The organism is Actinoallomurus liliacearum, assembly GCF_039542035.1.
Classification (GTDB): Bacteria; Actinomycetota; Actinomycetes; order Streptosporangiales; family Streptosporangiaceae; genus Actinoallomurus; species Actinoallomurus liliacearum.
Map to the genome: position 1 here is coordinate 92,738 of NZ_BAABHJ010000040.1, position 25,628 is coordinate 118,365.

Below are 25,628 nucleotides of genomic sequence, written 5' to 3' on the forward strand. Positions count from 1 at the left end.
CCGTGCCCGTAATCCCTACGTCGCCGACCTGCTTCCGGAATTGGATGCCGCGCTCCGCACTGCGTGACCATGGAGACATGACTCGCGCAATCCGACCCGAGGGGATTCTCATCCGGCCTCGTCCCTACGATCACCCTGATGCCGAACAGCTCGTACGCTCCCTGTACGCCGAGCAACTCAAGCTGTACGGATTCGCCGACCCTCCCGAAGCCGACCCGGAAACCTTCACCCCGCCGGAGGGTCTTTTCCTCGTCGCCTATGTCGAGGAAGCTCCTGTGGCTTGCGGTGGAATGCGGGCCCACGAACCCAGTGTCACGGAGATCAAAAAGATGTACGTCCGGCCGCCCCACCGCGGGCACGGCCTCGGTCGGCGAATCCTCGCCGAGCTGGAGAAGGCGGCCAAGGAAGCCGGAGCGACGCGCGCCATCCTCGAAACCGACGCCCGCAATCTCGAGGCGCTCGCCCTCTACTCCGGAGTCGGCTACGAAGCGATCGCCTCTTACCGGGACCGCGACGCTCGCATCAATCGTGCACTGGCGAAAGCGTTGCGCTGAGTCGTAATCGACGGAGAGGCAGGTCTCGTCCCGCTCCGCGTCATAGATCTCCGCGACGGAACCTGACCCCCCGCGAACGGCCCCGATGGCGGCTTCCCCGTCCACGCCGTGCCCGACTTGACGTGTGGTGCCATGCCACCCGTTCTTGATCCCTGGCGCCTGCTGCTCCCTATGCACACCGATCGCCAGCGATCACGCCGCGATCCCAGGTTCGTACGGTGAGGCCTGACCTAAGATCAGCCTGGCTTGTCCGGGATTCGCCCGGAAAGTGATGGTCAGTCACTGTGTCGAGGGGGTCTTGGATGACGATCGGGGAAGTCGACGAACGGGTCCCGTCGGCCCCGGAGAGCACGCCGGCGCCGGGGCACACGCCCGAGCGGTTGGCGATGTTCACCGACGCCATCTTCGCGATCGCGATGACGCTCCTCGTGATCGAGATCAAGCGTCCCGAGGGCAAGGCGCTGAAGGACACCGCGAGTCTCTGGCGGTTCCTGACGCATGAATGGGAGTCCTTCTTCGTCTTCGTCCTGGCCTTCGTCCTGCTGTGGACCGTCTGGCGCAGGCACCACGTGCTGATGGACCAGGTCGTCCGCCTGAATCGCGCGTTCACGGCCTGGCACGCGCCGTTGCTGCTGCTCGTCGCCTTCCTGCCGTTCCCGACGGCACTGATCGGAGAGGCCTTCGACAACCCGCTGGCGATCTGCGTGTTCGCATTGTCGGAGGCCGCGGTGCTCATCTGCGAAGGGGCGCTGAAGGAGATCGCGCACCGTACCCCGGTGCTGTCCGAGCACGCGGATCGGGCACAGGTACGGCGTGGCGCGAACAGCTCCTGGGCGGTCGGCGCGTTCTTCGTGGTGATGGGCGCGCTCGCCTGGTCGGTGCCCGGCATCCCCGTCGCCTGGCTGCTCGCCCCCTTCGCCGCCGCCTACGGGGGCGCGCTGATCGAACGGCTGCGCCGGCAGCTCTGAGCGGCCGCGAAGACTCAGCGGCACTTCTGTGTGGAGCAGATTCGTTGGGCGATTATCTCCTGCAGAATCCGCTGCACGTCCGATGAGTCCGTCGCGTGATACGCGGCGCCGTTGGTCTCCTCGGCGATGCTCTGCATCGTCTTCATGTCGACGGACGGGCCGAAGCCGATGGCCAGGACCGGGATCGGCCTGTCGGGATCGTTCTCCTTCTCGAGCGCGCGCCGCAGTTCGCTGAGGGAGATGCCGGAAGGGTCGTCGTTCTTGCCGTCGGTGAGCAGGAGGACGTTGTTGTAATAGCCCTGCTTGTAGGTTTTCCGCAGCGAGCGGACCGCCGCGAGCACGGTGTCGTACAGACCGGTGTCGCCGTCCGGCTTCGGTCGTACCCGGCCGAGCACGCCGAGGATCGCCTGACGGCGTGTGCTCGATCCCGCCCGGGTCGAGAGCGGCCCGATCGGCACGTCGACGCGATAGTCCCGGTTGCCGACCATGCGAGTGGAGAACGTCCACAGGCCGACATCGGTGTCGTCGGGCAGGGTGGCCAGTGCGCCGGTTCCTATCTTGGCGGTCGCCTGCAAGCGGCTCATCCCGCCGCGGACCGGCTCGGCCATCGACCCCGACACGTCGAGAACGCACAGCGCGCGGGCGCGCAATGACAGTTTGCTCCATACCTGCATCGTCTGCGTCACGTCGTCGGCCGACGGGGTCGGCAGCGCCCGCGGGATCTGGGTGTTCAGCCCGCCGGCGGCGAAGTCCTTACCCGGACGGCCGTCCGGGGTGCGGAAACCGAGTGCCTGGACGGCGGCCCGCGCCTGTCCGGTGTTCATCGCCTGCGCCAGCAGGGCCGTGGCGCTGACGCGGGTACGGTCGCCGGTGGTCACCGCGAACGGGTAGTCGAGGCTGAGCTGGCCCTCGCGGGGATAGAGCACGGCCGCCGGGTCGGTCGTGGCGTGGTTGTACTTCCACACCGCCTGCTCGGGAGCGATCAGCACGGGAGCCTTGCCGTCCTGCTTCCGGGACATGCCGGCGAGCAGGGCCTGTGTGGTCGGCGAGACGTTCTTCCGCACGTCCTGGACGAGTCGGCTGAAGATCGGGAGGGCGTTCGGGTCGCGCTGAAGCAGGACGCGGGTCATGGCGATCGTGCCGATGCCGGCCGCCTGACTCGCCGGGTCGAGGATCTGCAGCCGGACGGACTTCGCCGAGACGGCGGCCTTGTCACCGGCACCGGAGGAGGGCGCCGCCACCGACTTGAGCAGCGTCTCCCAGCTCAGCGGAACCTTCTGCCCGGACATCGCGGTGGCGAGCGAGCGCGTCGTCGCGACGACGACCGGTGTCCTGGCCACGGAGAGCGGAGCCGGACCGCCCTCGGCCGCGCCCGAGGAGACGTGGGCCATGGCGAGCCAGATGGAGGAGTCGGGGATCCAGACATCCGGCCTGGCCGTCCCCGGTGCCGAGACCGCGCCGGAGAGCATTCTGGCCACTCCGGCCGGGTCCGCCGCCTGCACGCCGGCCTGGACGCACCTGCCGTCGATGGAGTGGTGTTCCTTGTTGAACGCTCGGGTGATTTCGACGATGGCCGGTGCGACCTCCGGCGCCGCAGCGACGTTCAGCGCCACCGGGCCGCCGCCGCACTCCGGCTTGCCGGACAGCGCGTACACGGCCACCCCGACCAGGAGCACCACGACGGTGCCCCCCGCGAGCAGACCGGTCAGCGCCCGGATCTTACGGCGCCGCGCGGCGCGATCGTGTGTCACGTGGCCGGGACCGATGTCCCAGGGATCCGGAGGGCGGATTCCGGCACCGGTCGCGCCCAACCCGGCGGAGACCGCCGGGCGCTCGCGGGGTCCTGTGGTGGAGCGCTCGACGCCGCCGGCGGCGTCGTCGTGCCCGAACAGGTCGGGGCGAGTCACCTCCGAGGGCGTCGCAGGGGGCCCACCGTCGTCATTCTCAGCGGGATACGAGGGAGTCACCGGGGCGTACGGAAGCCAGTCGGCAGGCCCCCCGCTGCGAGGTCCGCCTGTGGGCGCCTGGTCGTACGGCTCGTTCCGCCGGTCGCTTACAGGCGCGTGGTCGCTGCTCGGCGCTCCGTACCCGTCCGCAGGCGGTGAGGTGGACGTGTCACGGTCGTGAGGCGCCTCACCGCCGACCGGTGTCGATTCCTCGAACCCCACATATTCCGACATACCGCCACGACCCGGCCTCTTGCGGCGGTTTCCGCGCACGACTGTCCTCATCTCGACCGTCGGAGATACGACGCGGAACTGTAGCGCCTGGTACAAGTGTGGCAAAACGGGCTAAAGGAATAATCAGCGCTGAGTGACGAGGCATAACACTCGGGAAAGGGGCGCGCCGCCGGGTGGGTTCCTCCCGATACGGAGCTGATTCCGGCGGCTTCACCGAGTAATTACGCCGGCAGCCGCCCTACCGCTCGTAGCGCTTCAGGGCGTCCGGGGTGGCGGGCGCGAAGAAGTTGACCAGGTTGCCGTCGGGGTCGCGGAACAGCAGTGACCGGTTGCCCCAGGGCTGAGTGACGGGCTCGGTCACGAAGTCGACCTCGAACCGCCGGAGGTTCTCGTACTCCGCGTCGACGTCCTCGACGCGGAACTCGATGATCACGCTCTGGTCGGCCGCCGGCCGGGGCGCGTTCGCGCCGAGCCCCTGCACCGTGCGGGTGCTCGCGATGGCGAGCGTCCCGGCCGGGGTGATGATCTCGGCGAAGTCGTCCGTGGACCGCTTGGCCGCCTGGCCCGTGGCCTTCTCGTAGAACTCGACGAGCCGGGCGACGTCCTCGGTGATGACGCGGATCGAAGCGAAGTGCATGGCACGCTCCCAGTGGGTTCTGACCTGTGATGATGCGACGGTAGAGCGAATACCGGACAGAAGCCGCCCGGTATTCGCCGGGACCTTTCCGTGACATGTGTGACATGCCGCGAAGTTTGAGGGTGACTGTCCGGGTAGGCGCGCTCAGAGACCTCTGAGCATCGATGGAGGGAGCGTCCACGTGAAGGCAGTCGTCTACCGCGGTTCGAAGAAGGGTCGACCGGGTCAGGGTGGGCGACCGGGTGTGCCTGCCGTTCAACATCGCCTGCGGGTTCTGCAAGAACTGCGAGCGCGGGTTCACCGCCTTCTGCCTGTCGGTCAACCCCGGCTTCGCCGGCGGCGCGCCCGGTGACTCCGTGGTCGTCTACGGCGCCGGTCCGGTCGGCCTGATGGCGGCGTACTCCGCGCAGCTCATCGGCGCGAGCAGGGTCATGGTCGTCGACCACCAGAGCGACCGGCTCGCGCTCGCCGAGAAGATCGGCGCGATCCCGGTCGACCCCCGCAAGGGCTCACCCGTCGAGCAGGTGCTGGAGCTGACCGGCGGGGAGGGCGCCGACAAGGGCTGCGAGTGCGTGGGCTGGCAGGCGCACGAACCCCAGGGCGACGAGCACCCCGAGGTGACGATGAACGATCTCGTCGCCGGTCGTCCTCAAGCCCGCCGCCTGACCCGCGAGCCACCGGGGTCCCCTCCGTGAGGGGACCCCGGTGGATGCACGCACCGTCGACCCGCCTCAGGACACGCCGTCGCCCGGGCGGGATTCGCACAGGGCCGTGGTGACGGCGGTGTGCATGTCGGTGCTTTGGGCGTTGCTGCCGCCCGGGTCGAGATTCGCCATCACGGTCACCGCTCGGCCGTCGGGGGTGACACCGCCCATCGTCTTGAACCCGACGATGTCACCGTCGTGTCCCCAGTACAGGCCGCCGCAGGGCAGCGGCATGCTCTGCAGGCCCAGGCCGTAGGCGCGCCCGGACGAGTCGCCGGTCGGCCGGGTGGTCATCATGGCCCGCAGCTCCGCCGGGCGCAGCAGACGCCCCTTCACCAGTGCGCCGAGGAACCGGTCGAGGTCGGCTCCGCTGGAGATCATCGCTCCGGAGGCGCCGGCGATCGAGGGGTTGAACTCGGTCACGTCGAGGAGGCCGGAGGGTCCGGGCTTGACGTATCCCCGTGGGTGCGTGCCGGGGATGCCCGTCTCGTCGCCGGGAACGGAGGTGTCGCGCAGGCCGAGCCGGCGGATGATGCGCCGGTCGATCTCCTGGCCGTAGGGGTGGCCGGTGACCTTCTCGATGAGCATTCCGGCCAGCAGGTAGTTGGTGTTGGAGTACTTCCAGTCGGTCCCGGGCGAGAACAGCGGCGGGTGGGCGAGGGCGATGTCCACGAGTTCCTGCGGGTCGTGGTGGGCGAGGGGATCGTCCAGGATCTGCTGCAGGGACAGGTACTCCAGATAGTTCGGCACGCCGCTGGTGTGCTGGAGGAGCTGCCGCACCGTGATGTCACGGCCGTCGTTCCCGTTTCCCCTGATCACGCCGGGCAGGTACCGCTCGACCGGTGCGTCGAGCTCCACTCTGTGCTCACCGACGAGTTGCAGCACCACGGTGGCGACGAACGTCTTCGTCATGCTGCCGATGCGAAACCGGCTGTCGCCGGCGATCGGCGCGTGGGTGCCGGTGTCCGCGACGCCGCTCGTCATCACCGTCCGGCCGCGCGCGTCACTCACCACGGCCAGCGCTCCCGGCGCCCCGTCGGCGGTGGTCAACCGCTGCAGGATCCCGCGCACATCGGCGTACGGCGCCGCTGCCGACACGGCGGCGCCGGCCCGCGCGGCCCCGGTGGTGGAGCCGGTGGTCTGCGCCGCGCTCGCCGATCCGTACGTGCTCATCGTCAGTGCCGCCGCAGCGGCGAACGTCGCGCCGACCATTCGGGCGTACCTGGGCATCTCTTCTCCTCAGTCTTGATCAACTTCACGCTAAGGCGTCCTTGACCAGGCACGAGTCACCCGCAAGACCCAACCCTCGCTCCTCCTCAAGTGCCGCACAGACCCCGGTGTCCCCTAGGGACTCAGCCGTGGTCCATCAGGGTGCGGCCGGCCGCGCGGCGGGCCGGCCGACCCGGTCCGGGTCACCTCCCGCGGCGCGGACCTGCAGATTCCCGGCAGCCCCCGGATCGTCCGACCGCCCCTGGCCGGACGGCGGAAACGATCAGGGTCATGAGCAGGAACCCGCGCCCGGCCCGTCGGTGTGATGATGGGGCGCGTGCGCTCCCCCATCAGGGTCGTCCTGGCCGACGACCAGACGCTCGTACGGGCCGGGTTCCGCTCGATCCTCGACCACGAGGACGACATCAGCGTGATCGCCGAGGCCGGTGACGGATCCGAGGCGGTACGGCTCGCGGCGGCCGAGCGGCCCGACGTCGTCCTGATGGACATCCGGATGCCCGTCCTCGACGGGCTGGAGGCCACCCGGCGGATCGTCGCCGACGAACGCCTCCGGGACGTCAAGGTCGTGATCCTGACGACGTTCGACCTGGACGACTACGTCTACGGCGCGCTCAAGGCCGGGGCCAGCGGCTTCATGGTGAAGGACACCGAGCCGACCGAGCTGATCCACGCCGTACGCGTCGCGGCCCGCGGCGACGCGCTGCTCGCCCCGTCGGTGACCCGCCGTCTGATCGCGGAGTTCGCCGCGCGCATCAAGGAGCCGCCGCCGTCCGTCGAGCTGAACGCCCTGACCGACCGCGAGCGCGAGGTCCTCGGACTCGTCGCGTCCGGGCTGTCCAACGACGAGATCGCCGAGCGGCTGGTCGTCAGCCCGGCGACCGCGAAGACCCACGTGAGCCGGGTCCTGACGAAGCTGCGCGCCCGCGACCGGGCACAACTCGTCGTCCTGGCCTACGAGTCCGGTCTGGTGCGGCCCGGCTGGCTCGGCTGACCCGCCCGGCCCGGGGGCGGACCGCCACGCTCCCTTCTGGCTCGGCTGACCTCTCCTTCTTTCGGAGGAGGGTCTACCGCGCGGGCGGTAGGGCGTTGACCAGGCTTGCATCGCGAGGTGTACGGCGAATGTCGCGTGCAGCAGGACGCCGGACGGCCACCTGATCGACTTTGCTTGCAGGGTGCCTGGCCCGGGGAGCTTCCACGGGCCCCGTCGCATGAAAACCGCGGCCGGACCTGGAGGACCGTTGAGCACCCTGTCGCTCGCCCGATCGTTGTTCGCCCTCACCGCGGGCACGCATTTCCTGTTCGTCGCGCTGACGCTCGGCCTCGCGACGCTCGTCGCGATCGTCCAGACGAGGGCGGTGTTCGGGGGCGATGCCGTCCACCTGCGGATGGTGCGGTTCTGGGGTCAGCTGTACGTCATCAACTACGCGGTGGGGATCGTCACCGGGCTGCTGATGGAGTTCCAGTTCGGGCTGTGCTGGCCGGGTCTGACGGATCGTGCCCGGGACGTCTTCGGGGCGCCGCTCGCCATGGAGACGCTGGTCGCGTTCTTCGTCGAGGCGACGTTCCTCGGGTTGTGGATCTTCGGGTGGGACCGGCTCAACCGCCACGCCCACCTGGCGCTGATCTGGATCGTCACGCTGACCGCGTACGCGTCGGCGTACTTCATCCTCGTCGCGAACGGCTTCCTGAACCATCCCGTCGGATACGTGCGGTCCGGTGGTGAGCTGCGCGTCGACTCCGCCGGCGCCCTCTTCACCAATCCGGCGGCGCTGCTGCCGCTCGGGCACGTCCTCTCCGGGGCGTTCCTGACCGCCGGATTCTTCATGGCCGCGGTGAGCTCCTGGCACCTGCTGCGCTCCCGCGAACCGGAGTTCTACCGCCGGTCGCTGCGGATCGGCCTCGTCTCGGTCCTGCTCGCCGTCCTGCCGACGGCGGCGTTCGGCGGCGTCCAGTTCCCCTACGTGCACGACGACGGGGGTGTGCGGCCCCTGAGCGGGCTCAGCGCGGACGTGATGATGGCCGCCTGGGCATGGATGTTCGTCGTCGCCCTCATGGCGCTGGTGAAGCTGCCGTTCACCGGTTGGCTGCTGCGGGGGCGGATCTTTCTGCGCGTCGTGACGGTGACGCTGCCCCTGCCGTACGTGGCCATGCTCGCCGGCTGGATCTACCGCGAGACCGGGCGCCAGCCCTGGCTGATCTACGGCGTGCTGCGCACCGAGGACGCCGTACGCCCGATGGGCCACGGAGCGATGCTCGCGGCGATCACCGGGGTGACGGTCCTGTTCGCGGCCCTCGTCGTGGTGAACATCGCGCTGCTCCGGCAGTACGCGCGCCGCGGCCCGGATGCCGCCGCGCTCGGCCGGTCCGAGATCGCCGCCCCGTCCGAGCCCGTCCCCTCCTTCTGATCCGGAGCGCATCGTGGACACCTTCGCGTTCTTCCTGCTCGGCTTCTTCGTCGTCGGGTACTTCGTGCTGGCCGGCGCCGACATCGGCGTGGGCATGCTGCTGCCGTTCCTCGGCCGCGACCGGCGGCTGACCCTCGCGGCGATCGCTCCGTTCTTCCTCGGGAACGAGGTGTGGCTGGTCGCCTCCGCCGGTCTGCTGACCGCGCTGTTCCCCGTCCTGGAGGCCGACCTGTTCGGCCGGGTCTGGGGCGCGCTGGTCGTCCTCGTCTGCGCCTGGATGCTCCGGGACATGGGGCTGTGGCTGCGAGGACGCCGCGAGGGACCGGTCTGGCGGAAGATCTGGGACGCGGCGATCGTCGCGGGCAGTTGGGGTGTCGCCGCGTCCTGGGGTGTGGCGATCGGCGTGCTGCTGGGCGGCGGCGGACCGCTGTTCGCGGTGACGACGTGCGGCCTGTTCGCGCTGCACGGCGCCGTCTTCGCCGTCGTACGGCTCGGCGGCGAGGCACCGCGCGCGATGGCGCGGTGGGTCGTCCGGATCACGCTCCTCGCGGGCGTGCCCTGCGCCGTCGGCGCCGGGGCCGGCGAGCTCGGGAGGACGGCGCCCCTCGCGGTCGCGCTCGCCGCGGTGCTGGCCGCCGTGTGGGGCGTGCTCGCACGGCCCGGCGGTACGGGAGGCCGGGCGCGGGACGGGTGGGCGCTCGCCGCCTCCGCGCTGGCGATCACGGCGGTGCCGCTTCTCGGCGGGCTGAACCTGCCGGACGTCTCCCTGACGGGCGGCGCCACGCTGACGCTCGCGGTCACCGGTCCGCTGGTCCCGGTCCTGGTCGCGGCCCAGGCGTGGGTGTGGTGGATCTTCCGCGGCCGGGTCGAACGGCCGTCGTACCTGTGATGGCCTACATCCTCTTCGCGCTCGCGCAGGGCGTGCTCGTGGCGGCCCAGGCCGACCTGCTGTCCCGGGTGCTGGCCGGGAGCGCGACGCTGCTGCCCCTGGCCGTGGTCGTGGCCGGCCGCGCCGTCCTCCTCGCCGGACAGGGCAGCGTGTTCCGGCGGGTGGCGGCCCGGCGCAAGGATGAGCTACGCCACCGGCTCCTGCGAGCCGGGACCGGCCCCGCCGGCCGGGGGCCGGCCGTGGACGTCACGCTGCTCGGTCGCGGCCTCGACGCACTCGACGCCTTCTACGCCGGCTACCTCCCCCAGCGCTACGCCGCCGCGATCGTCCCGGTCGTCGTGCTCGTACGGCTTGCGGTCGCCGACTGGCCGTCGGCGCTGGTCATCGCGGTGACGCTGCCACTCATCCCGGTGTTCGGCGCACTCGTGGGGTGGCGGACCAAGGAGGCGACCCGGCGGCAGTGGGGCTCGTTGCACCGGCTGGGCGGGCACTTTCTCGACGTCGTCGCCGGGCTGCCGACGCTCCGGGCGTACGGCCGCGACGAGGCGCAGACGAAGGTGGTCCGCGCCATGGCCGACGGCCATCGGCGGGCGACCGTGCGCACGCTCCGCATCGCCTTCCTGTCCTCCTTCGTACTGGAGGTCGTCGGCACGCTGTCGGTGGCGCTCGTGGCCGTGCCCGCCGGGCTCCGGCTGCTGGACGGCTCGATCGACCTGCGGACGGCGCTGCTGGTCCTGTTGCTGGCACCAGAGGCGTACCTGCCCCTGCGGCTCCTCGGGACCCGGTTCCACGCCGCCGCCGAGGGACGTGCCGTCCTCGACCAGGTGACGGAGACCCTCGCCGAACCAGGCGGCGGTCCGCGCTCGTTCCCAACGAGGGAGCAGACCGAATCGGCGGCGAAGCCGACCGGCCCGGCGACGGAACGGAAGTCCACGACGGAGCAGGCCCCGTGGGCAACGGAACCGGCCCGGACGGCGACGGAACGGGTCCGAACGGTGGCGGAGCGACGGGCGGCGCGGATCGAGGTCGAGGACCTGGTCGTGCGCTACCCCGGGGCCGACGCACCGGTCCTCGACCGCCTGTCACTGACCGTCGAGCCGGGCGAACGGGTCGCGCTCGCCGGTCCGAGCGGTGCCGGCAAGACAACTCTGCTGCGGACGGTGCTCGGCTTCCTCGACCCCGAGGGAGGCCGGATCCGCGTCGACGGCGTCGGCCTCGACGAGCTCGACCTGACCGCGTGGCGTGGCCGCGTCGCGTACGTGCCGCAGCGCCCGCACCTGTTCGCCGGCACGGTCGCCGACAACATCCGCCTCGGCCGTCCCGACGCGGGGGACGACGTCGTACGGGCCGCCGCTGAGGCCGCCGCCGCCCACGAGTTCATCGCCGAGCTGCCGGGCGGATACGACGCGCCGCTCGGCGAGCGCGGTCTCGGCCTGTCCGCCGGGCAGCGGCAGCGCATCGCGATCGCCCGCGCCTACCTGATGGACGCGCCGATCGTGGTGCTGGACGAGCCGACCGCGCGACTCGACCTGGCCGCCGAGGCGGCGGTCGCGGACGCGGCCGCCCGGCTGCTCGACGGGCGTACCGCGCTGCTGGTCGCGCACCGTCCGGCGCTGTTGTCCATCGCCGACCGCGTGGTCCACCTGACCGGGCGGGAGGTGTACGCGTGATCGGCGTGCGGGCACGGCGGGACGGACAGGCGCGGAAGATGCCCCAGCCCATCGAGGACCGGAAGGGACGCGGGCCGATCCGGGACCGCGAGGGGAACAAGCCGACCAAAGCACCGGAGCGGCGCGGGTTGCGCAAGGACCGGAAGGGACGCAGCCCGATCGAGAACCGCGAGGGGAACGCGCCGGCCAGAGCACGGAAGCGACTCGGACTGCTCGAGAGCCGAAAAGGACACCGACTATTCGAGGGCCGGAAGGTACACCGACTGCTCGAGGACGGGCAGGGACGCGGGTCGGCCGCGAGCGGGGAGGGAAGCCTGCTGGTCAAAGCCCGGGAAGTGGGCGGGCTGATCGAGAGCCGGGAGGTGCCTCGCCTGGCCGGGGCGGTGGCCGCCGGGACGAGCGCCGAGTTGTGCGCGGTCGCGCTGACCGCGACCGCCGCCTGGCTCATCGCGCGGGCGGGACAGCACCCGGCACTGTCCGCGCTCGCCCTGGCGATCGTGGGTGTACGGGCGTTCGCGCTGTTCCGGGGCGTCCTTCGGTACGCCGAACGACTCGTCGGTCACGACGCCGCCCTCCGCGTCCTCGCCGGGCTGCGCGTCCGCGTCTACGAGGCGCTGCGCCGCTCCACCGACCCGGCCGGGGCGGCACCCCGGCCGGCACCACGGGACGCGGACGCGGTGCAGCGGATGGTCGCCGACGTCGAGGCCGTCCAGGATCTGCTGCTGCGCTGCGTGCTGCCCGCCTCGGTGTCGTGGCTCACGGGTCTGGCGGCGATCGCGATGACGGCGCTACTGCTGCCCGCGGCCGGCGCGGTGCTGGCCGCCGGTGTCGTGCTCGCCGGTGCGGCGCTGCCCGCCCTCGCCGCCCGCACCGCACGGTCCGACGCCCGCCGGGCCGCCGAGGCCCGCGCCGACCTCGCGGTCCACGGCCTCGACCTGGATCGCGGTGCGGTGGACCTCGCGGCGTTCGGCGCGACCGAGCGATTCGTCGCCCGTGCCGAGGCCGCCGCCGCTCGGCTGGCCCGGCTGGAGCGGCGGGCCGGGACGGTCGAAGCGGTGGTCGCGGCGCTCGGCGCGGCCCTTCAGGGCGCGACCGTGCTCGCCGTGCTCTGGACGGCGCGGCGGAACGGCGCGGACGGTGTTCTCGTCACCGTACTGACGCTGACCGCCTTGGCCGCGGTCGACGCGGTGCTGCCCGTCGCCGACGCCGCCCGGCGGCTGTCCGAGGTCCGGCCCGCCGCCCGCCGCGTGCTCGACCTGCTGCGGGCCGGTGACCGACCGCACCCACGCCCGGTGATCGCCCCGGCCCCGCTCGCGGCCCCCGCCCCCGACCCGACCCCGGTCTCGGCTTCCGTCCCGGTTCCGGTCATCGAACTGCGCGGGGTCCGGGTGGCGTACGGATCCGTGCCGGCGCTGGGCGGAGTCGACCTGCGCGTCCCGGCCGGGCGGAAGATCGCCGTGGTCGGAGCGAGCGGCGCGGGCAAGAGCACCCTGCTCGGTGTCCTGACCGGTGAGGTGCGCTCCGAGGGCGCGGTCCTGCTGGGCGACGCGCCGCTGAGCTCCCACGACCCGCGCGACGTACGGGCGACCGTCCGCGGCCTCACGCAGGACACGCACGTCTTCAACGCCTCGATCCGGGCCAACGTGACGCTGGCCCGGCCCGGTGCCACCGAGGCCGAGGCAGCCGACGCCGCGCGCCGGGCCGGGCTGCTCGACTGGATCGCGGCGCTGCCCGAGGGCTGGGACACCCCGGTCGGCGGCACCCGGCTTTCCGGCGGGCAGCGGCAGCGGCTGCTGCTCGCCCGCGCGCTGCTGGCCGATCCGCCGGTGCTCGTCCTGGACGAGCCCACCGAGGGCCTCGACCTCGTGACCGCGGACCGGATCGTCGCCGACCTGCTCACCGACCAGCGCACGGTCGTGCTCGTCACCCACCGGCTAGCGCCCCTCGCGGCCGCCGATGAGATCGTCGTGCTCGACCGGGGCCGGATCGTTCAGCGCGGCACCCACCGCCACCTCGCGAAAAGGCCCGGCCCTTATCGGGATCTATGGGAGGCCGAAAACCATCCGATCATCAGCAGCGCTATTCCACCGGCGTGAAGATCTGGTGCATGATCCCCCGCCGGTGCCGACCGTGGTAGGACCCGGCGGCGTCGGTGTCCGCGTCGAGATTGGCCAGGTAGTCGCTCTCGGCGTCGATCAGTCGATCCAGCTCCCCGCGGTCCAGGAAGACGCCGTGACAGCCGACGCATTCCTCGATCATCACCCCATTGCGTTCCCGAGCGTCCCACTCGCCGGAACACTTCGGACACGTCATCCCCGTCACAGCCATTGCGGCTCCCCTGTGAACGAATTCGGCGATCAGCAAGACTAATAACGATCGCCGTAAGAGGGAACGTTTTTCGCGCGACGCCTATACGATCATGAGGTTTTCGGAAGGATGGCTTCAGCGGGTCGGTCCCAGCGTCTTCGGCCGGACCGGCCCCGCCGGATCCGGCCCGGCTCCCGTTCCCGGTCTCCGTTCCCGGCTCGGTCTCCAGAGCGGCAGCGTGATCTGAGCCCGCCGCACGATCACCAGACCGGCGAGCCACAGCAGGAGCGCCTCCGTGACCACGGCGACGCCGAGTACGGCCGTCCAGGACCGCCGCCCCTCCCGGAGCGAACCGGTCGGTGTGACGGCCGTCAGCTCGGACGTCCCCTCGGACCGGGGGGCCATCGCCGTCGGGGTCAGCGCGACACTCGGCAGCACCGGCGTCGTGGGGCCGGCGGACGGCCGCCCGCCGGCGCCCGCCACCGGAGCGGCGGGAGCAGCCGGCCCGCCCTGGGGCCCGACTCCGGCCCCCGCGCCCGCCGCGCCGATCGGACCGCCGAGTTCGGCCGGTCGAGCCGGCGGAACCACGGGCCCGCCCGCCGTAGGCGGCTGCGCGTGCTTGGCGGACGAACCGCCCTTGGTGGACGGCCGCGCCGCTCCGCCTGCGGCCGGCTCGCCCTGAGGCCGGCCGGGGACCGGTACGGAAGCCGGGGTCCGAGCCTGACCGGGGACCAAGGCGGAAGCCGGGGTTCGAGCCTGGCCTGGGGCCGGAGGCCGGGCCGGGGATGGGCCGGTCGCGGATCCTTCGGCGCCATGGGCTCCGGCCGGCGTACCGGGCCCGGGACGTGCTCCATGTCGAAGCCCCGCGCCGGAGAGACGTGGTGTCCGCCCTGGCGCCGTCTTGGGCACGGCGTTCCGTGTCCCCGTGCCGGTCGGCCGGGGAGCGCCCGGAACGCCGGACGGCCCGGCGGTGCCCGGCCCGGCCGGTGACCCGGCGGTCATCGAGGCTCCAGGTGATGCGGCGATCGACGGGGCTCCCGGGCCGGACGCCAAGCCAGAGGAGGGTGATCCGGAAGGCGCGGTCCACGGGGACGCGGACGGCGAGGCGGTCGCCGGGGTCCGTACGGACGGCGTGGTGCCCGCCTTGGTCGGCGTCGGCGGTGACGACACGCCCGCCATGCCGGGTGGCCCGGCCTGCTTCCCTGGCGGCACGGGTGTGGTGCCCGCCTTGGCCGGTGCCGGCGGTGACATCACGCCGGCCATGCCGGGTGACGCGGCCTGCCGTGGCGACACGTCGGGAGACGCCGCGATCGCGGTCCCGTCGGCCGGCGGGGCCGCGGAGGCCGATCCGGCACCGAGGGCGTACGGGCTCGCTGCCGGCGCGGCACTGGACGAGACCACCGGGGCCGGCCGGGTACGGCCGGACGGCAGGACGGTCCGCAGCAAGGTCACCGACCGTTGCGAGGCATTGCTCGCGCTCACCTCGGCGGTGACGGGCGGCTCTCCCCGAGAGGACTCGCCCGTCCGTACCCGCACGCGGAGCGTTCGCGCCGTGGTCAGGTCGCCGAGGTCGCAGCGGAGCACGGTCGTCGACCCACTCGCCGCGCAGGACGGCGCGGGCGGCTCCCAGCTCGCGGGCGCCTCGGTCGTCAGCACCAGCCGCACTCCGAGCGCCGGACCGCCGATCGGCCTGACCAGCACGGTGTACTCCACCATTCCGGGCGTCACCGCGGCGACCGCGACGGAGGCGTCGACCCGTACGTCCCGCACCGGCGCCGCCGACGCACTCAGCGCCGCGGGTCCGAGCAGGGCGGAGGCGGGCACGGCCGACTCCGGGAGCGGGACCTGCCACGCGACCACCGGAACGGTCAGCGCGGCCGTACCGACGGCGGTAAGCACCGTCCTGGACACCGCCTTCACAGCTGTACCCCCACAAACGCCTGTCGGCCTCCGGGGGGACGGGCCGGGAGCCCGTGAGGCGATCTCCCCACTACTACCGCACGATCGCGGAGCGTAACCACGGCCGGTGAGCGTTTCGGCGAAGCGGAACGTTCTTTCTACACTTCCGTCAGGTGTCGAGAGGAGTCCGCGTGGCGACCGAGGAGCCGGTAGTGCCGTCCGCTCACCCGCCGACCGCGCTCCCCGAAGGGGAACCGCCGGTGGAGCGATCCACGTCGGGCGTGCGCTCGCTGGAGCGCGCGTTCGAACTGCTCGAGCATCTGGCCGACGCGGGCGGTCAGCTGGCCCTCACCGAGCTCGCCGAGGTGTCCGGGCTGCCGATGCCGACCATCTACCGGCTGATGCGGACGCTGGTGAACCGCGGGTACGTCCGGCAGGAGCCGTCGAAGCGGTACGCGCTCGGTCCGCGGTTGATCCGGCTCGGGGAGACCTCGGAGCGCCTGCTCGGCTCGTGGGCCCGCCCGGCGCTCGCGCAACTGGTCGACGAGGTCGGCGAGACGGCCAACATGGCGCTGCTGGAGGGCGATGAGGCGGTGTACGTCGCGCAGGTACCGTCGCGGCACTCGATGCGGATGTTCACCGAGGTCGGCCGGCGGGTCCTGCCGCACTGCACCGGGGTGGGCAAGGCCCTGCTGGCGCAGTTGCCCGAGCCGGTGGTCCGGGAGATCATCGCCCGTACCGGCATGCCCGCGTACACGCCGCACACCATCACCGATCCGGCGGCGCTGCTGGAGGAGCTGGTGCGCATCCGGCAGCGCGGTTACGCCCTCGACGAGCAGGAGCAGGAGATCGGGGTGCGCTGCGTCGCCGTACCGGTGACGGACACGCCCACCCTGGCCGCCATCTCGGTGTCCGGGCCGCACGGCCGCCTCACCCACGAGGTGATCGAGGACGTCGTGCCCATCATGCGGCGTACCGCCGGGCAGCTCGCCCGGCGCCTCTCCCCCTGAAGCCCCCTATAACGCAGTGGTCGGAAATGCCGGGCCGACTCGGATCGCGCGCCACGGCCCGGGTAGAGGAGACGCCATGGACAATCTCACCGTCGCCGTACTCGGAACCGGAATCATGGGCGAGCCGATCGCCCGCAACCTGCTGGGCGCCGGACACGCCGTACGCGTGTGGAACCGCACCCGGGCCAAGGCGGAGCCGCTCGCCGCCGACGGCGCCCGCGTGTGCGACGAGCCCGCCGAGGCCGCCGACGGCGCGGACGTCGTCGTCACGATGCTGCACGACGGCGAGGCCGTCGAGAACGTCATGGCCGGCGTGCTTCCGGCGATGGAGGAGGACGCGGTCTGGGCGCAGCTGAGCACGGTCGGGGCCGAGGCCGCCGACCGTCTCGCGGCCCTGGCCCACCGGCGCGAGGTGAAGTTCATCGACTGCCCGGTGCTCGGCACCCGCAAGCCCGCCGAGGACGCGGCGCTCATCGTCCTGGCCGCCGGTCCCCGGGACGAGCGCGCGGAGCGGGTCTTCGACGCGATCGGCTCCCGTACGGTCTGGGTGGGCGAGGGCACCGAGGCGTCCCGGCTGAAGCTGGTGCTCAACAGCTGGGTGCTCGCGCTGACCACGGCCACCGGCGAGGCGATCGCCCTGGCGGAGGCGTTCGGCCTGGATCCGCGGCTCTTCCTCGAGACGATCGCGGGCGGATCGCTCGACTCGCAGTACGCGCAGATGAAGGGCAAGGCGATCCTGTCCGGAGAGCTCCAGCCGAGTTTCAAGGCGGCCGGCGCCGCCAAGGACGCCGGTCTGGTCGCGTCGGCCGGGCGGGCCGCGGGCGCGGAGCCTCGTCTGGCCGAGGCCGTACGCGATCAGCTGCGGCGGACGGTCGAGCTCGGCCACGGGAACGAGGACATGGCCGCCGTCTACTACGCCGCTCGTCCCTCCGATTCGGAGTGAATATCGGGCGATGACCTTCACGGGGCCTGCTTTACGTGCTACCAACAAATGTAAAGCCGATCCCCCTCGGGTCCCTCGGGAGGTTCCCCCGATGACGATGCGCGACCGCTACACGATCCCCGTTCCCGACGGCACCTGGGACGTACCCGCCGCAGGCGCGGCGCGGTTCACCTGGGAGTACGACGACGGCCGGGACCGCCTGCTCGCCCTGTACCAGAAGGGCAAGGACAAGCAGTGGGACGCCCAGAAGCGCATCGACTGGGACGTCCCCGTCGACGTCGACAACGTCGCCGGGTTCCCCGAGGAGTTCAATCCGCTCGTCGGCTCCGACGTCTGGGAGCGCATGCCGCAGGAGGCCCGCGACGAGTTCGGCCGGCACCAGGGCGCGTGGCTGTTCAGCCAGTTCCTGCACGGTGAGCAGGGCGCGCTGACGGTCTCGGCGCGGATCGTCGAGTCCGTGCCCGATCTGGACTCCAAGTTCTACGCCGCGACGCAGGTCATGGACGAGGCCCGGCACGTCGAGCTGTACAAGAAGTTCGTCGACGAGAAGCTCGGCATGTACTACCCGATCAACCAGGACCTGGCCAGGCTCCTGGAGGAGTCGCTCACCGACGGCCGCTGGGACCTGCCCTACCTCGGCATGCAGGTGCTGATCGAGGGCCTGGCCCTGGCGTCCTTCGGCCTCTACCGCGACATGTCGACCAACCCGCTGGTCAAGCAGCTCCTCGCGTACGTCATGCAGGACGAGGCGCGGCACGTCGCGTTCGGCCGACTCGCGCTGAAGGACTACTACTCCGAGCTCACCGAGAAGGAGCGGGCCGAGCGCGAGGAGTTCGTCGTCGAGGGCTGCTACCTGATGCGCGACCGCTTCAAGGGCAAGGAGATCTTCGAGACGCTCGGCATGCCGGTGAAGGAGTGCATGGACTACGTCGACAACGGCTCGGTGTACCAGCTCTACCAGTCGCTGCTGTTCAGCCGGATCGTCCCGTGCGTCCGCGACATCGGCCTGTGGGGCGACAAGGTGCAGAAGGCGTACGCCGACATGGGCGTGCTCGACGCCGCCAAGCGCGACCTCGTCCAGCTCATGAAGCAGGACGAGCAGATCGCCGAGGACCTGGACCGGGCCAAGCACGAACAGGAGCTGGCCGAACGCCACGCCGAGGTGCACGCGGCGATCGCCGAGGGCGCCGCGACCGACTAGGACGTGTCCGGTGGATCACGTATCGGTCGATCTGTGACGGCAAGGAATGCGTGCGGCTCCGGCCGGTCCGCCTGCCTGCCTGCCTGCCATAGAACGCCACAAGATCCACCGGACAGGTCCTAGGGCGGTAGAACACCCACCGAAAACGGCGAGTTACGCGCGGTCACGGTCCGTCGCCCCCTATCGTCGGGGACTTGCGCGTGGGACCTCGGTGTCCCGCGCCGTCCGGGCGCCGGCCGGAACTCCGGTCGGCGCCCGATGTCCTGTCCCCTAGCGAAGGACGTTCCGTGGGTGGTTCCGGCCGACATCGCCAGACTCGCCGATCCGCACACCTCCGTACCGGCCTGCTCGCGGCCGCCGGGCTGGCCGCCGCGACGCTCGCCGCGACCATCGCGGCCCTGATCGGGTCCGGCCGATCCGCGCCTCGGGCGGACGTCGGCGCGGCGGCCGTCCCCGCGGCCCCGCCGCAGGCCCCCGGACGGGTGAGCCGGGCCCTGCGCCGCGGCCCGGTCCGGTCCCGGCCCGCGCGGCACCGGGCGGTTCGGAAGCGGACCCGCCGCGCGCCGCGGCCCATGGTCCTGGACCGCGGTAGCTGCGAGGCGTCGTTCTACGGAGCGGGCACGGCGACCGCGAGCGGCGCGCCGTACGACCCGGAGGCCCTCACGGCGGCGCACCGCACGCTGCCGATGGGAGCGCGGGTCCGAGTGGTCAACCTGAGCAACGCCCGGTCCGTCATCGTGCGGATCAACGACCGGGGGCCCTTCGTCCCGGGTCGGTGCCTGGACCTGTCCACGGCGGCGATGCGCGCGATCGGCGGGGTCCTCTCCGGAGTGATCCCGGTCCGGTACGAGGTGCTGGCGAGCGTCTGACGGACCCTGGAACGAGCGCCGGCGGGCTCCTCCGACGGGGGCCGGCGGGCCGTGGCGGAACCTGGGACGAGGGGCCGGCGAGCCCTGCGGAGCCTGGGATGGAGGCCGACGGGCCCTGGGAATGAGTGAACGCCCGCGACCGGCCCCTTCCCCCAAAGAAGCACAGCTCGCGGGCGTTCACCTTCGCAGCCTGGACGGGTACAGATCCAAGGCCTGCGGATCCGGCCGTCGCGTCGTGTCCCCCGTTGAATCCCCCAATTCATCACGACGCGTCGGCCGTTTAAGGTGGTCCGTGTTCTCGCAGTAGCTACGCTATGTGAGAGGGACAGGGCATTCCGTCCACCCTTGGTTGACACTTCCGCGTACACCCCCGGTTGACCTGCGGCTTTGCCGTTTTTTGGGGTTGCCGAGACAAGTATCGACCGATGATCGGAATGTGGCTGTGAGGGGCTCCACCGTGCGGGCCGGGAGATTCGTGACTCCGGCCGACGTCATCCTGTCGGTCGGGATCTTCGCTGTGTCGATTCTGTTCATTTACGGAAACAGGGATCTGAGGATCCAGGTACCGCTGAGCGCGGCCAACGCGACCATGCTGCTGGCGAAGAAACGCCTCCCCCTGGTGACACTCGCCGGCGTCCTGCTGTTCACCGCGATACTCGCGCTCCTGCTGCGGGGGACGTACCCGATGACCCCGGCGGCCTTCATCGCACTGTACGCGGTCGGCCGCTACTGCTCGCGCGGCATGGCGCTGGCCGCGGCGGTCGGCACGATCCTCATCGGCTTCTTCGTCTCCGAGATGGTCAGTGCCATCCCCTCGTACACCCTGCACAACGTCCGGGATCTCGGCTGGGTGGTGTTCGCGGTCCTCGCCGGGGCCTGGGTGCGGACCCAGAAGCTGTACGTCCGCGACGTCGAGGAGCGGGCCGAACGCGCCGAGCGGGAACGCGAGGAGGAGGCGCGGCGCAGGGCCGCGGAGGAACGCGTGCGCATCGCCCGGGAGTTGCACGACATCGTCGGCCACGCGCTGATGTCGATCAACGTGCTGTCGTCGGTGAGTTCCCGGATCATCGACCGGGACCCGTCCACGGGCCGCGACTCCCTGAAGCAGATCAGCGGGATCAGCAACTCGGCCCTGCGGGAGATCCGCAGCACGTTGAACCTGCTCCGCGAGGGCACCGCGCCGCTCAAGAACCCCGAACACGGCATCGGGGACCTCGAGCCGCTCATCGAGCAGTCCAAACTCAGCGGCCTGCCGGTGACGTACAAGTGCCACGCATGTGACCGGCAGATCCCGACGATCATCGGCTTCACGGTGTACCGGATCGTCCAGGAGAGCCTGACCAACATCAGCCGGCATGCGAAGGACGTCACCAAGGTCGTCGTCGCGGTCGCCTGTTCGAACGATCACCTGGACGTCTCCGTCGTCAACGACGGGGCTCCGGTCACGCCCGGCGAGGGCGGCGGAATCGGCATTCAGGGCATGCGCGAACGCGTCACCGCCACCGGCGGCCGCCTGGACACCACGGCGCTGCCCGGCGGCGGTTTCCGCGTGCACGCGCGTCTGCCGCTGAAGGAGGCATCCGCATGACGATTCGCGTCCTGCTGGCCGACGACCAGACGACCGTACGGGCCGGGTTCCGCATGCTGATCGACTCGACCGAGGACATGCACGTCGTGGCCGAGGCGGCCAACGGCACCCAGGCCGTCGAGTTGGCCCGCGCCACCGTGCCGGACGTCGCCCTCATGGACATCCGGATGCCCGGCATGGACGGTATCGAGGCCACCCGCCGGATCACGTCCGACCCCACGCTGCCGAACGTGCACGTCCTGATCCTCACGACGTTCCAGCACGACGAGTACATCTTCGGCGCCCTGCGGGCGGGAGCCGGCGGGTTCCTCCTCAAGGACACCGACCCGGACGACCTCCTGGAGGCGATCCGGGTGGTCGCCTCGGGAGAGGCGCTGCTGGGCCGGGGCCTGACCAGCCGGGTGATCAAGGAGTTCGTCGCGCAGCCGCAGCAGCCGGAGCCGGGCGGCAAGGATCTCGAGGTGCTGAGCGAGCGGGAGCGGGAGGTCCTGCTGCAGATCGCGTACGGCCTCACCAACGAGGAGATCGCCGCCAAGCTGCACCTCAGCCCGGCCACCGCGAAGACCTACGTCCATCGGATCATGACGAAGCTGCACGCGCGCGACCGGGTGCAGTTGGTGATCTTCGCCTACGACCAGGGGCTCGTACGGCCCCGGCCCTGAACCGGCGATGACAAATGTCATCGTGAAGCCAGGATCGAGCACACTAGGGCGCTGACCGGCGCGAATCTAACGTTCTTGACATGAACGCCATCGCCTTCACCGGGGTCGCCAAGAGCTACGGATCGGTCCGCGCCGTCGAGGCGCTGGACCTCACGATCGAGGCCGGCAGCACCGTCGCGCTACTCGGCCCGAACGGAGCCGGCAAGTCCACCTCCATCGGAATGCTGCTCGGTCTCGTACGGCCGTCGGCGGGCGAGATCCGCGTCTTCGGCGACGAGCCCGACGCCGCGGTCAAGCGCGGCCGGGTCGGCGCGATGCTGCAGGACGGCGACCTCGTCCCCGGACTGACCGTCCGCGAGGTCGTCTCCTTCGTCCGCGGCCTGTACCCCGACCCGATGCCACTGGAGGAGATCCTCACGCTGGCGAACCTGACCGACCTCGCCGGGCGCCGGGCCGACCGGCTCTCCGGCGGACAGGCGCAGCGGGTGCGCTTCGCGATCGCCGTCGCCGGCGCGCCCCGGCTCCTGGTCCTGGACGAGCCCACCGCGGCGATGGACGTCGAGTCCCGCCGGTCGTTCTGGGCGAGCATGCGGGAGTACGCCGCCACCGGCCGGACCGTCCTGTTCGCCACCCACTACCTGGAAGAGGCGGACGAGAACGCCGACCGGGTCATCGTCATCGCCCGGGGCCGGGTCGTCGCGGACGGCAGCCCGCAGGAGATCAAGGCGGCGGTCGGGACCGGCACCGTCCGGTTCACGATCGGCGACCAGCCCACGGCCGGCCTGGACGCGCTACCGGGCGTCAGCGCGATCGACGTGCGCGGGCCGGTCGCCTGGCTGCGCACCACCGACCCGGACGCGACCGTCCAGGCGCTGTACGCCACGGGCCTTCGGGTCAGCGACCTGGAGGTCAAGGGCGCCGATCTCGAGGACGCCTTCCTCTCCCTGACCCACGACCGCTGACCCCCTGCTCGGCTCCCGGAAAGGACCCCCACGATGTTCCGCTACCTCGGCCTGGAGATCCGGCGCACGGTCCGGGACCGGCGCTTCATCTTCTTCACCATGGCCGTCCCGGTCGCCTTCTACCTCCTGTGGGCGAACGTCTACGGCAAGGGCAACGGCTCGGTCGCCGGTACCAACCTGAACGCCCGGACCTACCTGCTCGTATCGATGGCCGCCTACGGCGCCCTCGGCGCCTCGCTGACCGCCACCGCGGCGCGACTGGCCGGCGAGCGGCAGATCGGCTGGCTGCGCCAGCTCCAGGTCACTCCGCTGCGCCCCTGGGCCTTGATCACCGTGAAGATCGTCTCGTCGATGTGCCTCGCGCTGCCGGCGATCACCCTGGTCGGGCTCACCGGCGTGCTGACGCAGCACGTGCACCTGTCGGCCGGTGAATGGGCCGGGATGGTCGGCCTGATGTGGCTCGGCACGCTGCCGTTCGCCGCGCTCGGCACCCTGATCGGCTCGCTCGTCGGCGCCGACGCCGCCCAGCCGGTGACGCTGGCCTGCTACTTCACGCTCTCCATCCTCGGCGGACTGTGGATGCCGGTGAGTTCGCTGCCCACGGCGCTGCGTCACGTCGCGCGCTGGCTGCCCTCCAACCGATTCGCCGGACTGGGCTGGAGCGTCGTCGGTGGGCACGTCCCGCCCGCCTCCGATGGGCTCGTGCTGGCCGGCTGGGCGCTGGTCCTGGGCGTTCTCGCCATCGCGGCCTACCGCCGCGCTACGGTACGCGCTTGATGAACATCTTCTTCCCGAAGGGCGCCGACGGGACGGCCACACCGCCTCGTTGGCGCCGTCTCGTGTGGATGTCGTTCGGGCTGGTCTACCTCTTCTTCTGGCCCCTGGCGGGCCTCCTGGAACACCAACGGTCGACCGCACGCATCGCGTTGTCAGTGCTCGCCCTGGCGGCGTTCGTCGCGGCCTTCCTCGCCCTGGCCATCGGCAACAAACTGTGGAGCGGCGAGACCACCCGTCGCACCTGGGTCCTGCTGGGGACCGTCACGGCCATGGCGATCGGCTTCCCGCTCGTGTTCGACGGCCAGTGGGACGGCCTGCCGATCTACCTGGGGGTCGGCTACGCGATGACGCTGCCGCCCGCGTGGGCCATGCGCGGCGTCCTGGCCGCCACCGTGCTCACGGCCGCCCTGTGCCTGGCGACGCACGTCGGGAGCGCGACGTGCGTCCTGCTGACCTTCCAGACGCTGAGCATCGGCCTGATCATGCTGGGCTTCCGGGGCAGCCGGATGCTGATCGCCCAGCTGCAGGAGGCGCGCGGCGAGGTCGCCCGGCTCGCCGCGAACGAGGAGCGGCTGCGGATCGCGCGCGACCTGCACGACCTGCTCGGCCACACGCTGTCGCTGATCGTCTTGAAGAGCGAGGTCGCGGTGCGCATCGCCGACCGCGACCCGGCCAGGAGCCTCGGTGAGATGAAGGACATCGAGACGGTCGCGCGGCAGGCGCTGACGGACGTCCGCGCGGCGGTCAGCGGCTACCGGCGGCGCGACCTCGCCGAAGAACTGGACAACGCCCGCGGGGTACTGGTCGCCGCCGAGATCGAGCCGGCGATCAGCACCTCCGGGACGCCCCTGCCGGACGGGGTCGACGACCTGTTCGCCTGGGCGGTCCGCGAAGGCGTCACCAACATCGTCCGGCACTCCCGCGCCCGTACCGCCGACATCTCGGTGACCCGCGTCGGCGCGGACGCCGTCCTCCAGATCAGCGACGACGGGGCGGGCCCGGCGGCGGACGGCGGCTCTCCGGGCGTCGGCGGCAACGGCCTGACGGGGCTCGGCGAACGGGTCGCGCTGGCCGGCGGGTCGGTCGAGTCCGGCCGGGGCCCGAACGGCGGTTTCCGGCTGATCGTGCGCGCTCCCCTGGACGCGCCGGCGCCGACCGCGTGAGAAGGTCATCGGGTATCGAGAAGGATCACGGGATGATTCGCGTACTGCTGGCCGAGGATCAGGGCATGGTGCGTGGCGCGCTCGCCACCCTGCTGAGCCTCGAGGACGACATCGAGGTGATCGGCGAGGCCGCCGACGGTGACGAGGCCCTGGCCGTCGCCGCGCGGACGCGTCCCGACGTCGCGCTGCTCGACATCGAGATGCCCGGCCGCAACGGAATCGACACCGCCGCCGCGCTGCGCAAGGCCCTGCCGGACTGCCGAGTGATCATCCTGACGACGTTCGGCCGTCCGGGCTACCTGCGCAGTGCCATGGAGGCGGGCGCGTCGGCCTTCCTGGTCAAGGACAGCCCGGCGCGCGAGCTGGCGGCCGCGATCCGGCGCGTGCTGGCCGGCGAACGCGTCATCGACCCGGCGCTCGCCGCCGCCGCGCTCAGCGCGGGCCCGAACCCGCTGTCCCCCCGCGAGCGGGAGGCGCTGGCCGCGGCCGCCGACGGCTCGACCATCGGCGACGTGGCACGGAAGCTGCACCTGTCGGAGGGAACGGTCCGCAACTACCTGTCCGCGGCGATCCACAAGACCGGCGCCCGCAACCGCATCGAGGCCGTCCGCACCGCCCAGCGCCAGGGCTGGCTCTAGATCTTCCGCGTCGACGGCGTGAACCGGCCACCCGTCCGGCCCGTATGCCGAATTAGATGATCTTCCAGGCCGTCCAACCTGGGGTGGATGGCCTGGAAGGCATCGCTCGGCTTGTCGTCGTCAGAAAGGGTTGCGCGTGATCCGCAAAGTCCTGCTGCCGCTGGGCCTTGCCGCGGGCATTGCCGGCGGTGTCCTCTTCTCCGCGAGCTCGGCCTCCGCCTCGGGTTTCGTTCCCGGTGGCGTCTACCCCTCGGTCCAGGCGTGCTCGGACGCCGGCAACGCCGGCTTCCCGCAGGGCCGCTGGGTCGGCTTCTATTGCCAGTCGCTCGGCTACGGCCAGTACGAACTCTGGGTCCAGCCGACCTACTGATC

General features: G+C 71.5%; 24 protein-coding genes and 1 pseudogene. 20 read left to right on the forward strand and 5 right to left on the reverse strand.

The genetic code is table 11. The features are described from left to right. The first annotated feature begins 77 nt into the window (after nucleotides 1-77). On the forward strand, nucleotides 78-554 hold the full coding sequence (locus ABD978_RS38890) for a GNAT family N-acetyltransferase (protein ID WP_345365837.1): 477 nt from the start codon (nucleotides 78-80) through the stop codon (nucleotides 552-554). A 302-nt stretch (nucleotides 555-856) separates the two neighbouring features. After that, a complete protein-coding gene (locus tag ABD978_RS38895) occupies nucleotides 857-1,522 on the forward strand; it encodes a TMEM175 family protein (protein WP_345365839.1) in 666 nt (221 codons plus the stop codon). A gap of 14 nt (nucleotides 1,523-1,536) precedes the next feature. Here the strand turns inward: ABD978_RS38895 and ABD978_RS38900 are convergent, their stop codons facing one another. Next, nucleotides 1,537-3,429, reverse strand: a complete 1,893-nt coding sequence (locus ABD978_RS38900; protein ID WP_345365841.1) for a substrate-binding domain-containing protein — start codon at nucleotides 3,427-3,429, stop codon at nucleotides 1,537-1,539. A 511-nt stretch (nucleotides 3,430-3,940) separates the two neighbouring features. Beyond that, complete coding sequence (locus tag ABD978_RS38905) at nucleotides 3,941-4,339, reverse strand: VOC family protein (RefSeq protein WP_345365843.1); 399 nt, start codon at nucleotides 4,337-4,339, stop codon at nucleotides 3,941-3,943. Between the two features lie 212 nt (nucleotides 4,340-4,551). Between ABD978_RS38905 and ABD978_RS38910 the strand changes: the two are divergent. Beyond that, nucleotides 4,552-5,034, forward strand: a pseudogene (locus ABD978_RS38910) (zinc-binding dehydrogenase); the annotation flags it as partial. A gap of 36 nt (nucleotides 5,035-5,070) precedes the next feature. Here ABD978_RS38910 and ABD978_RS38915 read toward each other — a convergent pair. Then, nucleotides 5,071-6,273, reverse strand: a complete 1,203-nt coding sequence (locus ABD978_RS38915) for a serine hydrolase domain-containing protein (protein WP_345365845.1) — start codon at nucleotides 6,271-6,273, stop codon at nucleotides 5,071-5,073. A 316-nt stretch (nucleotides 6,274-6,589) separates the two neighbouring features. Here ABD978_RS38915 and ABD978_RS38920 point away from each other — a divergent pair, with 316 nt between their 5' ends. The 5 genes from ABD978_RS38920 (at nucleotide 6,590) to cydC (ending at nucleotide 13,333) form a co-directional block, all read left to right on the forward strand. Continuing rightward, on the forward strand, nucleotides 6,590-7,264 hold the full coding sequence (locus ABD978_RS38920) for a response regulator (protein WP_345365847.1): 675 nt from the start codon (nucleotides 6,590-6,592) through the stop codon (nucleotides 7,262-7,264). A 247-nt stretch (nucleotides 7,265-7,511) separates the two neighbouring features. After that, nucleotides 7,512-8,678 (forward strand): cytochrome ubiquinol oxidase subunit I, encoded by a 1,167-nt coding sequence (locus ABD978_RS38925; protein WP_345365849.1) that lies wholly within the window; start codon nucleotides 7,512-7,514, stop codon nucleotides 8,676-8,678. Between the two features lie 13 nt (nucleotides 8,679-8,691). Then, the gene (locus ABD978_RS38930; protein WP_345365851.1) at nucleotides 8,692-9,567 is read left to right on the forward strand and encodes a cytochrome d ubiquinol oxidase subunit II; all 876 of its coding nucleotides are present in this window, start codon (nucleotides 8,692-8,694) and stop codon (nucleotides 9,565-9,567) included. Continuing rightward, the gene (gene cydD, locus ABD978_RS38935) at nucleotides 9,567-11,237 is read left to right on the forward strand and encodes a thiol reductant ABC exporter subunit CydD (protein WP_345365853.1); all 1,671 of its coding nucleotides are present in this window, start codon (nucleotides 9,567-9,569) and stop codon (nucleotides 11,235-11,237) included. Before ABD978_RS38930 ends, cydD begins: the two co-directional genes overlap by 1 nt. Continuing rightward, the gene (gene cydC, locus ABD978_RS38940) at nucleotides 11,234-13,333 is read left to right on the forward strand and encodes a thiol reductant ABC exporter subunit CydC (protein WP_345365855.1); all 2,100 of its coding nucleotides are present in this window, start codon (nucleotides 11,234-11,236) and stop codon (nucleotides 13,331-13,333) included. Before cydD ends, cydC begins: the two co-directional genes overlap by 4 nt. On the opposite strand, the gene ABD978_RS38945 is transcribed toward cydC, so the two are convergent. Next, nucleotides 13,317-13,565, reverse strand: a complete 249-nt coding sequence (locus ABD978_RS38945) for a TFIIB-type zinc ribbon-containing protein (protein ID WP_345367398.1) — start codon at nucleotides 13,563-13,565, stop codon at nucleotides 13,317-13,319. The genes cydC and ABD978_RS38945 overlap by 17 nt on opposite strands. A gap of 114 nt (nucleotides 13,566-13,679) precedes the next feature. Continuing rightward, nucleotides 13,680-14,132, reverse strand: coding sequence for a hypothetical protein (locus ABD978_RS38950; protein ID WP_345365858.1), 453 nt, complete (start codon nucleotides 14,130-14,132; stop codon nucleotides 13,680-13,682). A 313-nt stretch (nucleotides 14,133-14,445) separates the two neighbouring features. Between ABD978_RS38950 and ABD978_RS38955 the strand changes: the two genes are divergently transcribed. From ABD978_RS38955 to ABD978_RS39010, 12 genes are all read left to right on the forward strand, one after another. Next, entirely contained in the window at nucleotides 14,446-15,561 is a 1,116-nt protein-coding gene (locus tag ABD978_RS38955) for a hypothetical protein (protein WP_345365860.1), read from the forward strand. 163 nt (nucleotides 15,562-15,724) lie between these two features. Continuing rightward, on the forward strand, nucleotides 15,725-16,453 hold the full coding sequence (locus ABD978_RS38960) for an IclR family transcriptional regulator (protein ID WP_425550826.1): 729 nt from the start codon (nucleotides 15,725-15,727) through the stop codon (nucleotides 16,451-16,453). Nucleotides 16,454-16,529: 76 nt separating this feature from the next. After that, on the forward strand, nucleotides 16,530-17,396 hold the full coding sequence (locus tag ABD978_RS38965) for an NAD(P)-dependent oxidoreductase (RefSeq protein WP_345365862.1): 867 nt from the start codon (nucleotides 16,530-16,532) through the stop codon (nucleotides 17,394-17,396). A 91-nt stretch (nucleotides 17,397-17,487) separates the two neighbouring features. Continuing rightward, nucleotides 17,488-18,597, forward strand: coding sequence for a ferritin-like domain-containing protein (locus ABD978_RS38970; protein WP_345365864.1), 1,110 nt, complete (start codon nucleotides 17,488-17,490; stop codon nucleotides 18,595-18,597). 287 nt (nucleotides 18,598-18,884) lie between these two features. Next, nucleotides 18,885-19,466, forward strand: coding sequence for a septal ring lytic transglycosylase RlpA family protein (locus ABD978_RS38975; RefSeq protein WP_345365866.1), 582 nt, complete (start codon nucleotides 18,885-18,887; stop codon nucleotides 19,464-19,466). A 475-nt stretch (nucleotides 19,467-19,941) separates the two neighbouring features. Further along, entirely contained in the window at nucleotides 19,942-21,054 is a 1,113-nt protein-coding gene (locus tag ABD978_RS38980; RefSeq protein WP_345365868.1) for a sensor histidine kinase, read from the forward strand. Beyond that, nucleotides 21,051-21,716: a response regulator transcription factor gene (locus tag ABD978_RS38985; protein WP_345365870.1), complete on the forward strand. Its 666-nt coding sequence runs from the start codon at nucleotides 21,051-21,053 to the stop codon at nucleotides 21,714-21,716. The genes ABD978_RS38980 and ABD978_RS38985 overlap by 4 nt, the downstream gene beginning before the upstream one ends. 80 nt (nucleotides 21,717-21,796) lie before the next feature. Beyond that, on the forward strand, nucleotides 21,797-22,678 hold the full coding sequence (locus tag ABD978_RS38990; RefSeq protein WP_345365872.1) for an ABC transporter ATP-binding protein: 882 nt from the start codon (nucleotides 21,797-21,799) through the stop codon (nucleotides 22,676-22,678). Nucleotides 22,679-22,711: 33 nt separating this feature from the next. Then, a complete protein-coding gene (locus tag ABD978_RS38995; RefSeq protein WP_345365874.1) occupies nucleotides 22,712-23,455 on the forward strand; it encodes an ABC transporter permease in 744 nt (247 codons plus the stop codon). Next, nucleotides 23,455-24,618, forward strand: coding sequence for a sensor histidine kinase (locus tag ABD978_RS39000; protein WP_345365876.1), 1,164 nt, complete (start codon nucleotides 23,455-23,457; stop codon nucleotides 24,616-24,618). The genes ABD978_RS38995 and ABD978_RS39000 overlap by 1 nt, the downstream gene beginning before the upstream one ends. A gap of 32 nt (nucleotides 24,619-24,650) precedes the next feature. Continuing rightward, nucleotides 24,651-25,256, forward strand: coding sequence for a response regulator (locus tag ABD978_RS39005; RefSeq protein ID WP_345365878.1), 606 nt, complete (start codon nucleotides 24,651-24,653; stop codon nucleotides 25,254-25,256). 136 nt (nucleotides 25,257-25,392) lie between these two features. Further along, nucleotides 25,393-25,626 carry a hypothetical protein gene (locus tag ABD978_RS39010; RefSeq protein ID WP_345365880.1) on the forward strand — a complete coding sequence of 78 codons (234 nt, stop codon included), beginning with the start codon at nucleotides 25,393-25,395 and terminating at the stop codon, nucleotides 25,624-25,626. Nucleotides 25,627-25,628: the final 2 nt, after the last annotated feature.

Bases quoted from the DNA above. Each gene is read 5' to 3' on its own strand.
- cydD (WP_345365853.1), top strand. From the start codon at position 9,567: ATGGCCTACATCCTCTTCGCGCTCGCGCAGGGCGTGCTCGTGGCGGCC.
- ABD978_RS38970 (WP_345365864.1), top strand. From the start codon at position 17,488: ATGACGATGCGCGACCGCTACACGATCCCCGTTCCCGACGGCACCTGG.
- ABD978_RS38985 (WP_345365870.1), top strand. From the start codon at position 21,051: ATGACGATTCGCGTCCTGCTGGCCGACGACCAGACGACCGTACGGGCC.
- ABD978_RS38890 (WP_345365837.1), top strand. From the start codon at position 78: ATGACTCGCGCAATCCGACCCGAGGGGATTCTCATCCGGCCTCGTCCC.
- ABD978_RS38965 (WP_345365862.1), top strand. From the start codon at position 16,530: ATGGACAATCTCACCGTCGCCGTACTCGGAACCGGAATCATGGGCGAG.
- ABD978_RS39005 (WP_345365878.1), top strand. From the start codon at position 24,651: ATGATTCGCGTACTGCTGGCCGAGGATCAGGGCATGGTGCGTGGCGCG.
- ABD978_RS38915 (WP_345365845.1), bottom strand. From the start codon at position 6,273: ATGCCCAGGTACGCCCGAATGGTCGGCGCGACGTTCGCCGCTGCGGCG.
- ABD978_RS39000 (WP_345365876.1), top strand. From the start codon at position 23,455: ATGAACATCTTCTTCCCGAAGGGCGCCGACGGGACGGCCACACCGCCT.
- ABD978_RS38895 (WP_345365839.1), top strand. From the start codon at position 857: ATGACGATCGGGGAAGTCGACGAACGGGTCCCGTCGGCCCCGGAGAGC.
- ABD978_RS38995 (WP_345365874.1), top strand. From the start codon at position 22,712: ATGTTCCGCTACCTCGGCCTGGAGATCCGGCGCACGGTCCGGGACCGG.
- ABD978_RS38990 (WP_345365872.1), top strand. From the start codon at position 21,797: ATGAACGCCATCGCCTTCACCGGGGTCGCCAAGAGCTACGGATCGGTC.
- ABD978_RS38945 (WP_345367398.1), bottom strand. From the start codon at position 13,565: ATGGCTGTGACGGGGATGACGTGTCCGAAGTGTTCCGGCGAGTGGGAC.
- ABD978_RS38905 (WP_345365843.1), bottom strand. From the start codon at position 4,339: ATGCACTTCGCTTCGATCCGCGTCATCACCGAGGACGTCGCCCGGCTC.